Raw genomic sequence first — 12,333 nt, forward strand, 5'->3', positions numbered from 1 at the left:
GCATAGGGATTTTGAGTCACGAAATTGCAGTATTTCTTCTTTTAATGTTACGTATTCAAGGTAGTAGATAGATGATGAATAAAATTTTGTGGCATGCTTCTTGAAAAGATATGCTGCTTTTGGCTAACAGCATTACCTTTAGGATTGCTTTGCGCTCATTGAGTGCTTATAGCGCTTTTTCAAGCCAAAACTGAGTGTAATAACCTGCGTACAAGGCCGCAATTCCTTGCCATGCATCTACGTTAAGCCGTCTTAATACCTTATTTTTTACCCCATGCATACACTTACCCATCCACAAAAAACCCATACAAGCAGGTTTTGCTGGCATAAAATTCTGTCGATACTTTTGCTGGTTGCAGGATTAGGAACTGTGCACTCTGCTTCAGCACAGCGCTTTACATCCGATTCGCTGACTATTGCTTACTCAACGACTGGTGCTACCACTACAACTCAGCTTTATTATGGTAAAGGGGGAACGCCTGTCTTAGGTGGCGCTTCAGGCGGGGGGCTTATAGCTTCAGGAATTGACCCTTTCAATTCTGCAGGCACACTTAATATTACTTCGGTCGGTGACAGACTGAATCCATCAGGTACTACTGCAATTAATTCGTCCTTCTATTATCGGGTCTACTTGCAAGGTACTTCCGTGGCCAACATGCCGACCTATACCAAGGTTACATTGAATGGCTCAGTAAATAATAATACATCGAAATCCATATACGGTAGTTCGCAGAATATTGACCTACTAACAACTCCCCGTAATACTGGTGGCGGTACCTACGTACTTGACGTATACTATGACTTCAACTGGCAAGATGGTGGAGACGCGGGTACAGTTAATGATAAGGCAAGTGGGCCATCAACTCCCTATTCCGCTACTTTCATGGTAGCATCTCCCATTAATACCCCAACCGGCAGTGTCACCACTTGGCAGAGCACAACTAGTACCGCTTGGTTCTTAGCTAGCAACTGGAGCAATGGTGTACCTACGGCTACTTCAGATGCGATTATTCCGGAGAACACACAGGGCACAAATATTATTTTTCCTGTATTGAATAGCTTGGCTCGTCCCTATCGGGTGCGCAACCTGACATTGAACGGCACTACAAACTCTGGTCGTGCTCAGATTACCATTCAGCAAGCTGTTTTGCGGGTTTACGGTAATATTCAGCAGTTGAGCGGTGGTTTGGTAGGTACTAATACTGGCAACGTTGGAGTACTCGATTCAACTCAGAATTCCAGACTGATACTGCTTGGCAGCAACCAATTTATAACGGGTCGTTTGTCAGTACCTGATGTAATTATATCTGGAACTGATATTAAGTCAATAGCAAATGAACTGAGACCAACCAATATATTGGCATTTGTTCCGACTACAAGTTCTGGCGTAATTGTTCAGTCAGCCAGTTCAAAGCAGAATGCAGATGGTACCACCTCTTATGTCTTTGATACCACTGGCAATTCGCTTATAAATCTTGGTAGTACAGGTTCGATTTCTAATGAGGTAATTGGTCGCGAAACAAATGTCTCGTACATTAAAGGCATTGCTTCGGCTTCCCGACCCTTGCAGTTAGATAATAACGGAGTAGGTATACAGGAGACCTTCGGTAATATTGGGCTAGATTTTACGCCTAACCACACTGCTACGCTGGTAACGGTGCAGCGAATCATTGGTGACCCGTTACTAGGCCCTACTACACCTTCACCCAGAGTTACACCAGTTCCTATTAAGCGTCAGTATTCTATTTCAGGCGATGATAATAGTGGCAGCGTTGCAACGGCTGGATCTAATAATAACGTAGTATTTCATTACTTGGATTCTGAATACGAGTTGAATACTATCATGGAGCCTAACCTAACTATGTTCCGCACCAACACTGGCGCGGCTCCTTACACCCCGCTCGGTGGCAACCTTGACCAAACGGCTAACACAGTATCGTTGGTAGCGCAACCATCGCTCCCAAACTACTTTCTCACGCTTGGTGACCGTACTAATCCCCTACCCGTTAGCCTTTCAGCTTTCACGGCCGTTCGCAACAACGCTGACGTCGTACTAGGTTGGACTACGGCTTCTGAAAAGAACAACACCGGTTTCGAAGTGCAGGTATCGACTGACGGCGTTACGTTCCGTAAGCTGGCTTTCGTAGCTACCCAAAACGGCAACAGCAATCAGAAACTCGTGTATACTTATACTGATACAGAAATTGGTAAAAGCGGCGTGCGCTATTACCGTCTGCGCCAGATTGATACTGACGAGAAGGAAGCCTTCTCACCCGTGCGCGCAGTGAGCTTCAGCGGTGCTGCCTCGGCTGCAACAGCCTTGGCTGGCTACCCCAACCCTTTCACCAATAAGCTCGACTTTAACCTTGATGCTACGGTGGTAGGCAACGGTGTTGCGCACGTTCAGTTAGTAGACATGACCGGCCGTATCGTGCTGGAGCAAGACCTGAAGGTGGCCAATGCTAGCCTCACCCTCACTAACCTCGATGGTCTGCGTAGCGGCCTCTACCTGGCTAAGGTTACCCTGCCAGATGGCACCACCCAGAAGGTGCGTGTGCAGAAGCAATAGACTACCAGCAGACGTAAAAAAGGCGGGCTCCCACATGGGAGCCCGCCTTTTTTACGTCTGCTGATTTTCTGTAAAGCAAGGTGCTAGCCACGCGGCATAGAAGTGCCCGGTTTGCCAGTCTTGGCAGCGGGCTGAAACATGGGGTCTACCGCATCCATATCCAGAAAGTGCGAGAACGTATCGCCCCGTAGGCCCAGGCGGATGGTTTCGAGGCTCACAATCTCATTAGGGGCAATGTTGCCCAGATTTACGTTGGCTCCCAATAGCTTAATGAACCATACTTGCTGCGCCTTTTGAGGAGCTTCCCAAAGGATGCGCTCGGAGGGAATCTTAGTCAAAATCTCCTCTACTAGCCCCGAGCGAACTTCGCCTGTGCTGCGGAAAAGGCCCACGTTGCCACCCTCACGGGCTTCGCCGATTACCTTGATGGCCCCGGCGTCAAGCTCGGCCTGCATCTGCGAAATCCACTTGTAGGGCGGGATAATTTTCTCGGCGTCTTTAGAACCTACTTCGCTCAGCACCTTCACCGACTTACTCAGCTCGCGGATAAACTCGCATTTGCGGCCATGGTCGAGGTCAATGCTGCCATCCGAAACCTCAGCGTATTCCAGGCCGAAGCTATCGAGCAAGCGGCGGTAGTCATCAAACTGATTACGGATGATGAAGGCTTCAAATAGCGTCCCGCCCAAGTATACCGGAATGCCGGCCTCCTTGTAGATTTCCAACTTACGCTTGAGGTTGGGCACTACGTAGGATGTGGCCCAGCCCAACTTAACGATATCTGTATAAGGGGCGGCTACTTCCAGAAAATCTTCGACCTCACGTAAGCTCAGGCCTTTGTCCATCATCATGGTAAAGCCTTGCTCACGAGGCTTTTCAGTACGTTCGGGAAGCTGCGAAAGAGAATAATTCATGCGTAGTGAAGCGGGCGCGGGCCCGGCAAAAGAATAAGTAAAAAGCCTGCCCACCAAGTAGGTGGGCAGGCACAAAATTAGCTCAGAAAGGCACAGGCATTTTTGGGTGCTGGGGCGGGCACCTCACTACTTGCGAAACTGGTCAATGAGTCGTTGCAGCGCTGGTTGCTTTTGCAACTCGGGGAAATAGTCGAATAGGAGCGAATGCTGCTCGTAATTGAGCGTGAGCGCGGTTTCCAGCTCCTGGTAGGCTTCACGCAGGCGGCCGGCGGCCAGCAAGTAGGCGCATACCATGTAGTGAAAGTGCGCTTCGTGCGGGTGTAGCTCCACAGCGTGCTGCAGCAGGTCCACGGCCTCCTCGTAGTGGCCTTGCTCGTATAAAATGGCGCTCCAGCTCACCCAGCCAGTAGCCTCCTCGGGGGCCACTTCAGTGGCTTTTTCGTAAGCCTCCAGCGCGCTGACAATGTTGCCAACCTGGTTTTCGGCTGCCCCGAGGGCTGCCCAATACTCACCACTTTCGCCATAGAGTTCCACTGCCTTGCGAAAGAAATGCAACGCCTCGTAGGGCCGCTCCTGCTCTTGCAACAGCACACCCTGGCCAAACCAGGCCTCATCCATGTTGGGGTTTAGCTCCAGAGCCTGGCGATAATACTGCCGCGCCTGCTCCCAGGAGCGTAGCTTTTCGTAGCACTCGCCAATATTGCACAGGGCTTCATCGGTGGGCTCACCGGCCGGGTAGCTTAGCTCAAACTCGGTAATGGCCCGCTGATACTCCTGCTGGCACACATAGGTGTCAGCTAGCCAGTGGTGGGCATCATAAAAATCTGATTCAATGACGATTGCATAATCAAAGGCCGCCGCCGCCTGCTCGTATTTCTCCAGCCGGTAGTAGTACTGGCCCAAGTTATACCACGCCACGGCCGAGTAAGGGTCGTCGTCGGTGAAGCGCTGAAAGAACTCCTCATGCTCCGCCATTCGGTCGCTAACCTCCAAGCAGTTAAGTAGTTCCTGTACGGTCGTTTCGTTGTCGGGGTGCAGGCGCAGGCTGTGCTTGTAGTGCCGGGCGGCGCTCTTGTATTTCTGCCAGCTTTGGTAAGCCAAGCCCAGGTTAAAATGAATGTCCTCGCGGTCGGGGTTATTGGCCAGCGCCGCCTGAAAGAAGCGCACCGCTTCCTCAAAATCGCCCCGTTGGGTCGAAATTATCCCACGCGTCACGGCCACATCGGCATTGTCGGGGTCAAGGCTGGCTACGCTGGCAATCTGGCGCTCGGCTTCGGCATAGTCGCCTCGCATGGCAGCAATTTGCGCCCGGTCAATCAGGAGCTCAGTCGAAAATGGGTATTGGCTCAGCGCCGCCTCGCAGGCTTGCTGGGCCTTATCGAAAGCGGCACTCGTTACGTAGTGGTCAATAATTAATTCAAACTCCTCTAAGTCAAAGAATATGGCCTCATCGTGGGCCAGCATTCGCTCATAGCGGCGCACCATGTCTTGGGCGGCTCGCGGGTCATCAAATGGTTCGTTCATGCGCATAATTGTCACGAAGTATAACGGGTAGCTCTTCTTCGCTCAGTGTACTAATTTGGGGCCAAGGCTAAGCGCCAGCCAAGGGCTTGCCAACCACACCGCGTACCCCTGCTAATAGAGAAAATGGGGCTGCCTGCTACTCGCTAAGATACAACCGTGGGGAGAGTTGTCCGGTTCGTTTTAGTAGCCTGGGCCAGCCAGGCGATGGTTTCGGCTAAGGGGCGGAAGGCAAGACCCGTAGTGCGGGTGGCCTTGCTGGCGTCGTAGTAAACTGGCCGCCGGCCGGCGCGGGCCGTGTCACGGGTGATGAGTGGGCGCGCGCCGGTAAGGAGAGCCCGGCCGTGCTCCAGGCGCCAAATGATTTCGGCCGCCCAGTTGGGTACGGCGGTGGTGGGTGGCCGCCGCCCAAAGGCAGTAGCCATTTGCCCTAAGAAATCGCCCAGTGGGTGCAGGCCCTCGCTAAGAATGTAGCGGGCCGAAGGGAGGGTTGGTAGGTCAAGGGTGAGGCGCAATAGCTGGCTCACCACATCGCGCACGTCCACAAAGTTTACCTGGCCCTGGGTGTAGAAATGGTGCTCCTCGTAGGCGTAGCGCAGTAGGCGCGTGCTGCTGCGATGCCAGTCACCAGGGCCTAGTACTACCGACGGATTCACGATAACGGCCGCCAAGCCCTCGGCCACGCCGCGCCATACTTCCAGCTCGGCCAGGTACTTGCTGGTGGCATAGGTTGGGTGGCTACCTCCCAGGTCCCAGGTGGCGGTTTCGTCCAGGCGGCGCGGCGCGGCGGTGGGTTCGAGCGCTGGGTCGGCGGCGGGCTGGCCCAGTGCTGCTACCGAGGAAACATAGCCCAACCGGATGGCCGGCCGGCGCAGACAGGCATCGACGATGGCGGCCGTGCCCTCCACGTTCACGCGGAGCAGCTCGTCCTCATCCTGTGGGGCGTAGGAAACCAGGCCGGCGCAGTGCAGCACATGCGTGATTTCCGGCGTTAGTATACTCTCCAGCAGGGTTACGTCCAACAGGTCGCCCTGTACCCACTCGACACCTACCAGCTGGGCTGGGGGCGTAGCTCCTCGGTAAAGAGCCCGAATGGTAAGCCCTCGGCCAACCAACGCTTGCAGCACAAAAGAGCCGATAAGGCCTGTGCCACCGGTTACAAAAATCATAGCACCAAAAATAATTCCCTGCGCAACTAAGGCCTCGGCGCAGGCTTTACAGAGTATTGTTGAGCAGGGGCAGAGCCATCAACTTGTGAAAATAGGCTGATTTCAACACCTTGGTACCCAAGGCGGCCGTGTGGCGCAGGTGGTGCGTATCGGTGCCAACAAAATCCACCAGCCGGGCATCAATTAGCTTTTCAGCCACGTGGCGGGCCGCTGGCGAGTAGTAGCCCGCTAGCGAGTTGAGGTTCAGCTGAAGCAACACGCCCTGCTCCTGGCGCAGCTTTTCTATCTCTGCGAAACGCCCATAAAAATAGACATATCGCTCGGGGTGGGCCAACACTGGGCGATAACCCGCGGCTTGTAAGTCGAAGATGGTCCCTTGTAGGTTGAGCGGTTCGTTGAGGTAAGAAGTTTCAATGAGTAGGTAGCGCCGCTCACCGCCAAACGTCAGCAGTTCTGTACCATCTGCTAGCTTACGGCCCAGCCATTCGTCGAGGTAATACTCGGCCGCACACTCTAGCACCACATCAGCCAAGCCAGCTTCGGCCGCCGCTGTGCGTAGCAGCCCAAGGGCAGTTCGGATACCTTCGGGCGTATTCTTATAAAAGTCGCCCATAATGTGGGGCGTCATAATGAGCTTGCCAAAACCCAATGCCCGCAGCTCACGCAGTAGGTCGAGGCTATGCGCCAGCGTTTCGGCCCCGTCGTCCAGGCCAGGCAGCAAGTGGGAATGCATATCCACCGCCAGATTGGCTAGGGGAGACACCACTGAATGCTTGTTATCCGGTACTGGCTTACGGGTGAATAATTTTTGCCAAAATGCTGACATAAAGGTGTTTAGCTAAATAGCCCTTTTATGCGCTGGCTTAGCGTAGGCTTCTTTACTGGCTCTTCGTAATACCCCATCCCAGTGGAGCCGTAGCCATAGCCATAGCCGTAGCCATAGCCGTAGCCATAGCCATAAGAGCCCTGCGCTTTAGCATCATTCAGGATGGTTGACATCCGCGTAAACTGGTTATTACGCATCATCCGGTTCATGTTTTTGAGGAAAGTTTTGCGCGAATAGTTGGCGCGCACTATATAAATGGGCACATCAGCTTTTCGCATGATAAGAATGCCGTCTGTTACTAACCCCACAGGCGGAGTATCAATTAGAATCACGTCGTACGTTTTATACAGTTCCTCCAGCATCTTATCGAAGCGCGGGTTCAGTATTAGTTCCGATGGATTAGGCGGCGTAGGTCCCGCCGAAATAAAGTCCAGAGACTCAATACTGGTGTGCTGCACACATTCGGCTACCGAATGCCGGTCAATTAGAATAGTGCTGATACCACGTACGTTTTCGGCATCAAAAGCCAGGTTGACCTTAGGTTTACGCATATCAAGGTCGAGGATAACCACGCGTTGACCAGACAAGGCAATGATGCCTCCTAAGTTAACCGTAACGAATGTTTTGCCCTCACCCGAGATGGTAGAGGTGACCGAAATAAGGCGCTTCTTATTAGATGGACTAATAAAATCCAAATTAGTCCGGATTGATCGAATGGCCTCCGATACGGAGGATTTCGGATTTTTATCCACCACCAAACGCGATACATTCAGCTTCTCCTTGTCGTAGGTTGGAATCACACCCAGCACCGATGCCTTTGTATTACGCTCCAGCTCACTCACGCTGGTGATGGTGTTGTGCATCAGGTAGCGCGCGGCTATCAGCCCCAGGCTTAATACTAAGCCACCGGCCAGGCCAATAGCATACACCAAGAACTTAACCGGCGAAATGGGCGCATCGGGCGCATAAGCCGGCGAGAGAATTTGGAAGTCGGCCGTAGTACCCGCGTTCTGAATATTGTACTCCACCTTCTTCTCTAGCAGCATCTGGTAGGTGTTGCTGTATAGCTCCAGAGGGCGCTTTAGGCGGGCCAGCTCAGTTTCCTTGCCGGGTAGCGATTGCAGCGTGCTGTTCAGCTTATTCTGCTGCTCATCCAGCAGGCCCAGCTGGTTGCGCAGCTGCAGCTGCGACTGCCGCAGTTGCCGCTGCAGGGCCGCGCGGGCAAATTTTACCTGCGCTCGCTTCTGACTAAGTGCCTCCGTTTTATCAGTGTAAGACCGCTCGACGCGCCGTATGGTTTGTTGTAGTTCATTCAACTCGCTGAGCTGCTGCGTAATAGGGCCATCGTTGAGCATTGCCAGCCCCGGGGCCGCCTCCGCCAGCGTGCCGTTTTCACTCATGGTGATTTGCTCCTGTGAGGCCAGGCGACCTACTTCATTGAGCAACGTAAGCTTTTGTTCCAGCTCCAGGCGGTCTTTCTGAATCTCGGTTAGCTTCTCGCCGATGCCTTCCAGCTGACCCTTGGCGTCGTAGGTACCATTTTGCTCTACAAAAACCTTCAGGTTGTCTTCTGCCTTGGCCAGATTCGTGCCGTTGGCTGCAAGCTGCTGGTCAAGATAAGCTAAAGCTTTTTCCGTAGACTCTTGCTTACGAGCCACCTTCGCATCGCGATAAACACTATCCAGGGCATTGACAATCCGCTGCGCTTTCAGACGATTATTATCCTGAAAGGAAATTTGAATCGTATTAGCACTCGGATTGAGTATTTCAGCTGTAAGGTTTCGTTCGAGGTAAGCGGTAATAGTGTTGTCTTCTAATAAGACAAAATGATAAAGGGTTTCCGAAAAAGCATTGTTTTTAGTTTCAGTAGTTGGTAACAAACTGAATGATATACCTGGCAGTTTTACCAACTGCCCCAATGCATAATTCCCTGTCAACGTTTCCCCTGCTATGTCAACTGACAGCCGGTAAGTTTTAGTATCAAGGTATTCTATATTAAACTTGCGATTATAATAAGCTGGGTCACTAATGGTGTAAGTTACGCTAAATGGGCAGCTACCAAAAAGTTCAGTTTCTAGTACAGTACCCTGCGTGTAATAATTAACATCCAACGGAATAACCTGCTTGATTCTCTTGTAGGTGAGATTTGACTTAATTAATTCTACTTCGCCGGACAGTTGCGAGGAACTGTTTTCTCCGCCGCTACCAGCTAATGCTCCCAATCCTAAGTCACTGGCATTACTTCGCTCATCTATTTTGAGTACAGAAGAGGCTTTGTAAATTGGCTTGGTGTAACGTAAATAAAGCCAGGAGCTTGTCAGGCCAAGCATAACTAGCAGTACCGCCCAAGGCAAGCTGCGACGCACTGCCAAAACTAACGTGCTGATGTCGAAGCTGCTTTCCGCTTCCTCCTCATCAACTGCTAGTGTATTGATTGGCTGAGCGTTATCGGCTCCAGTTGTGGTGCGTCTAATTAGCTCCTCAAGCTCTGCATTTTCGCTCATTGCCATAGTATTCAGCCTAGTCAAGTTGTTGTAAGTTCTGCTATAAAATACGTTTAGTTATTATTTATTATAAAAATAGAATAAATAATACTTATAGTGCTTAGCAGTGTAGTGCTTAGGGCTATTATTGGGCCAGCATCAACTAAGGAATCCAATAGTGGTCGGCGTAAAGGCTGAATGTAAATAATATCGTTCGGCTCAACCTGTAAGTTACCCCGGCGCATTCCCTCCAACGTGTTCAAGTTGATAAATTGCACTTGCGGGTTCTTTAAGTCGCCCCGAATGATGCGGATATTATCGATGCGCCCGCCATTACGCGCAACCCCTGTGCCACCACCTGCTCCTCCTCCATCGGGGCCACCAGCTAGCGCTAGTACTTCCAGCAAATTCATATTATCATTAGCCAGCGACACAACCAGTCCGCCAGGTGCCCCGAGAATGATAACCCGGTTGTTAGTGACGGCCGTCTTGATAAACGGCTCCTTGTAATATTCACTGTAGCGTATTTTGAGAACGCTGTCGGCCTGAATTAGACTCAGGCCTTGCACCACCACGCGGTCAACCAGCGGTAGCCGGACAGTACCATCTGCTTGCACCACAAACTGGGTGGCACCAGGGGAAGAAGTGCCTCCTTGACCACCACCGCGTTGCCCGGTGCCAGTGGCAGCCACTGGTGTAGCCGTTCCAACGGCGCCGCCACCAGAACTGCCAAAACGCAATTCTCCGTTCGGGTCAATGAGCTTTTCACCTTTGTTGGTATAAACCTGCACGCTCAGCAAGTCATTAGGGTGGATAGCATAGTTTCGGGCCGTGCGGTTAACGGCACGCCGTAGCTTAGCTGTATCGACTACGCCATCCGCCCCCTTGGTGAGTTGAAACATCGTGCGCTGATTGTAATAGCGGCTGGTAGCGCACGAGGAAAGTAAACAGAGCGCTGGCAAGGCCAGGAGCAAAAACCGTTGGAACGGCCGGAGCAAGGGCATGAACGAAAGAGCCAAAGGAGGGTTTGTGCAAGAAGTAGCGGACCTCTGTAAAGCGCGGGCCGCCAACCTCGAAGGATAAAAAATGCCTCAAAAGTAACTCCTTTACAGTGGGCTTTCAAAAAGCTGGCCAGTTGCTGCATAATGGCCGGTAGTATTTAACAGCCTCAAAATCGTATTTTTGCGTATGTGGTCAACTCGGCCGCGTTATCTCTCCCCCTACCCCCACCCGTTTTTTACTTATGGAAGCTACCGTAGCGACCGAAAACCAGGCAATGATTGCGCAGATGGTGCGCGACTTTGGTCTGCAGCAGATTAAGCCCAACATGATGCGTTGGGATGATACGCAGGAATTTCCGCGCGATTTATTTCGGCAGCTTGGTGAATTGGGCCTCATGGGTGTGCTCGTGCCAACGCAGTACGGCGGCTCGGGCTTCGGTTACCAGGAATATGTGACGGCGATAGTTGAGCTGTCTAAAATTGATGGTAGCATCGGCCTGAGCATGGCCGCTCACAACTCACTGTGCACTGGCCATATCCTTCAGCACGCTTCGGAGGCGCAGAAGCAGCAGTACCTACCACGCTTGGCTTCGGGCGAGTGGCTAGGGGCCTGGGGCCTCACCGAGCCCAATACTGGCTCTGATGCGGGTAACATGCGCACCACGGCTGTGCTCGATGCCAGCGGTGAATACTACGTGCTCAATGGGGCCAAAAACTTCATCACCCATGGCAAAAGCGGCGATATGGCCGTGGTGATTGCCCGCACCGGCGAGGTCGGCGACTCGCACGGCATGACGGCCTTTATCGTGGAGCGGGGTACGCCAGGTTTTGCCGGCGGCCGCAAGGAAGACAAGCTGGGTATGCGTGCTTCCGAAACTACCGAAATGATTTTCACCGATTGCAAAGTGCCCGTTGAGAACGTTATCGGCAAAGTGGGCGATGGCTTTGTGCAAAGCCTGAAGGTGCTCGATGGCGGCCGCATTAGCATCGCGGCGCTCAGCCTCGGTATCGCGCAGGGGGCCTACGAGGCCGCTTTGCAGTACAGCAAGGAGCGCCAGCAGTTCAATCAGCCCATCAGCAACTTCCAGGGCATTGCCTTTAAGCTGGCTGATATGGCTACCGAGATTGAGGCGGCCAGCCTGCTAACCTACCGCGCCGCTGAGATGAAGGACCGCGGTGAGAATGTGAACCTGGAGTCGGCCATGGCCAAGCTTTATGCTTCGGAGGTAGCCGTGCGCACGGCCAACGAGGGCGTGCAAATATTTGGAGGCTACGGCTACACCAAAGACTATCCGGCCGAGAAGTATTACCGTGATGCCAAGCTCTGCACTATCGGTGAGGGTACCAGCGAAATTCAGAAGCTGGTTATTGCCCGCGCCTTGCTTAAGTAGGTGGATTAGGGTACTGAAAGCAAAAAAAGCCGCCCGATAAGCTACTGCTTGTCGGGCGGCTTTTTTTGCTTTAGCAGGGATACTTAGCCCACGGGCAGGCCCGAATGGCGGTCCACGACCTGGCCCGAGGCCGTGGTGGGGCCGTCGTAGCGGCCGCAGCTGCCAGCAAGCAGGGCTAGCAGCCCGTAGAGTATGTGGGTTCTCATGCTAGAAATGGATGGTGACCGTCACCGTATCGAAGTTGGCTGCTATGTAAGGCTGGGTGCCTTTAGTAATCTTGCCTTGGCTATCAGATAATTCCCAAATAAAATCCCGTTGTAAATTGGATATTGTAGGCCGCACGAAGGAAAAATTGCCAGGCCCAATGGTTTGGTTATCTCCAGAGTTGACCTCCTCCCAGTAAACTAGGCCAATCTAAAGTAGAGAAATCAGGCACTTGTCGTACCTTAAAACCCCAGA

At 52.5% G+C, this 12,333-nt stretch carries 9 protein-coding genes; 2 read left to right on the plus strand and 7 right to left on the minus strand.

Features of this window, described 5'->3' with window-relative positions; genetic code table 11:
- Positions 1-274: 274 nt before the first annotated feature.
- Entirely contained in the window at positions 275-2,569 is a 2,295-nt protein-coding gene (locus tag ACYVGC_RS16220; RefSeq protein ID WP_460584892.1) for a T9SS type A sorting domain-containing protein, read from the plus strand.
- Positions 2,570-2,652: 83 nt separating this feature from the next.
- On the opposite strand, the gene ACYVGC_RS16225 is transcribed toward ACYVGC_RS16220, so the two are convergent.
- The 6 genes from ACYVGC_RS16225 to ACYVGC_RS16250 form a co-directional block, all read right to left on the minus strand.
- On the minus strand, positions 2,653-3,483 hold the full coding sequence (locus ACYVGC_RS16225; RefSeq protein WP_460584893.1) for a phosphosulfolactate synthase: 831 nt from the start codon (positions 3,481-3,483) through the stop codon (positions 2,653-2,655).
- A gap of 126 nt (positions 3,484-3,609) precedes the next feature.
- Positions 3,610-5,007, minus strand: coding sequence for a tetratricopeptide repeat protein (locus ACYVGC_RS16230; protein WP_460584894.1), 1,398 nt, complete (start codon positions 5,005-5,007; stop codon positions 3,610-3,612).
- A 143-nt stretch (positions 5,008-5,150) separates the two neighbouring features.
- Positions 5,151-6,173 (minus strand): Rossmann-fold NAD(P)-binding domain-containing protein, encoded by a 1,023-nt coding sequence (locus ACYVGC_RS16235; protein WP_460584895.1) that lies wholly within the window; start codon positions 6,171-6,173, stop codon positions 5,151-5,153.
- A 46-nt stretch (positions 6,174-6,219) separates the two neighbouring features.
- Positions 6,220-6,906, minus strand: coding sequence for a tyrosine-protein phosphatase (locus tag ACYVGC_RS16240; RefSeq protein WP_460584896.1), 687 nt, complete (start codon positions 6,904-6,906; stop codon positions 6,220-6,222).
- A gap of 101 nt (positions 6,907-7,007) precedes the next feature.
- Positions 7,008-9,503, minus strand: coding sequence for a GumC family protein (locus ACYVGC_RS16245; protein ID WP_460584897.1), 2,496 nt, complete (start codon positions 9,501-9,503; stop codon positions 7,008-7,010).
- A 53-nt stretch (positions 9,504-9,556) separates the two neighbouring features.
- Positions 9,557-10,384 carry a polysaccharide biosynthesis/export family protein gene (locus ACYVGC_RS16250; protein ID WP_460584898.1) on the minus strand — a complete coding sequence of 276 codons (828 nt, stop codon included), beginning with the start codon at positions 10,382-10,384 and terminating at the stop codon, positions 9,557-9,559.
- 341 nt (positions 10,385-10,725) lie between these two features.
- On the opposite strand from ACYVGC_RS16250, the gene ACYVGC_RS16255 reads away from it, so the two are divergent.
- On the plus strand, positions 10,726-11,874 hold the full coding sequence (locus ACYVGC_RS16255) for an acyl-CoA dehydrogenase family protein (protein ID WP_460584899.1): 1,149 nt from the start codon (positions 10,726-10,728) through the stop codon (positions 11,872-11,874).
- An 83-nt stretch (positions 11,875-11,957) separates the two neighbouring features.
- On the opposite strand, the gene ACYVGC_RS16260 is transcribed toward ACYVGC_RS16255, so the two are convergent.
- On the minus strand, positions 11,958-12,080 hold the full coding sequence (locus ACYVGC_RS16260) for a hypothetical protein (protein ID WP_460584900.1): 123 nt from the start codon (positions 12,078-12,080) through the stop codon (positions 11,958-11,960).
- Between the last annotated feature and the right edge of the window lie 253 nt (positions 12,081-12,333).

The sequence above is a fragment of the Hymenobacter arcticus genome, from assembly GCF_054779975.1.

Excerpts from the sequence above, each read along its gene's own strand:
- ACYVGC_RS16220 (WP_460584892.1), top strand. The coding sequence starts at position 275 with ATGCATACACTTACCCATCCACAAAAAACCCATACAAGCAGGTTTTGC.
- ACYVGC_RS16225 (WP_460584893.1), bottom strand. The coding sequence starts at position 3,483 with ATGAATTATTCTCTTTCGCAGCTTCCCGAACGTACTGAAAAGCCTCGT.
- ACYVGC_RS16230 (WP_460584894.1), bottom strand. The coding sequence starts at position 5,007 with ATGAACGAACCATTTGATGACCCGCGAGCCGCCCAAGACATGGTGCGC.
- ACYVGC_RS16235 (WP_460584895.1), bottom strand. The coding sequence starts at position 6,173 with ATGATTTTTGTAACCGGTGGCACAGGCCTTATCGGCTCTTTTGTGCTG.
- ACYVGC_RS16240 (WP_460584896.1), bottom strand. The coding sequence starts at position 6,906 with ATGCATTCCCACTTGCTGCCTGGCCTGGACGACGGGGCCGAAACGCTG.
- ACYVGC_RS16245 (WP_460584897.1), bottom strand. The coding sequence starts at position 9,503 with ATGAGCGAAAATGCAGAGCTTGAGGAGCTAATTAGACGCACCACAACT.
- ACYVGC_RS16250 (WP_460584898.1), bottom strand. The coding sequence starts at position 10,384 with ATGTTTCAACTCACCAAGGGGGCGGATGGCGTAGTCGATACAGCTAAG.
- ACYVGC_RS16255 (WP_460584899.1), top strand. The coding sequence starts at position 10,726 with ATGGAAGCTACCGTAGCGACCGAAAACCAGGCAATGATTGCGCAGATG.
- ACYVGC_RS16260 (WP_460584900.1), bottom strand. The coding sequence starts at position 12,080 with ATGAGAACCCACATACTCTACGGGCTGCTAGCCCTGCTTGCTGGCAGC.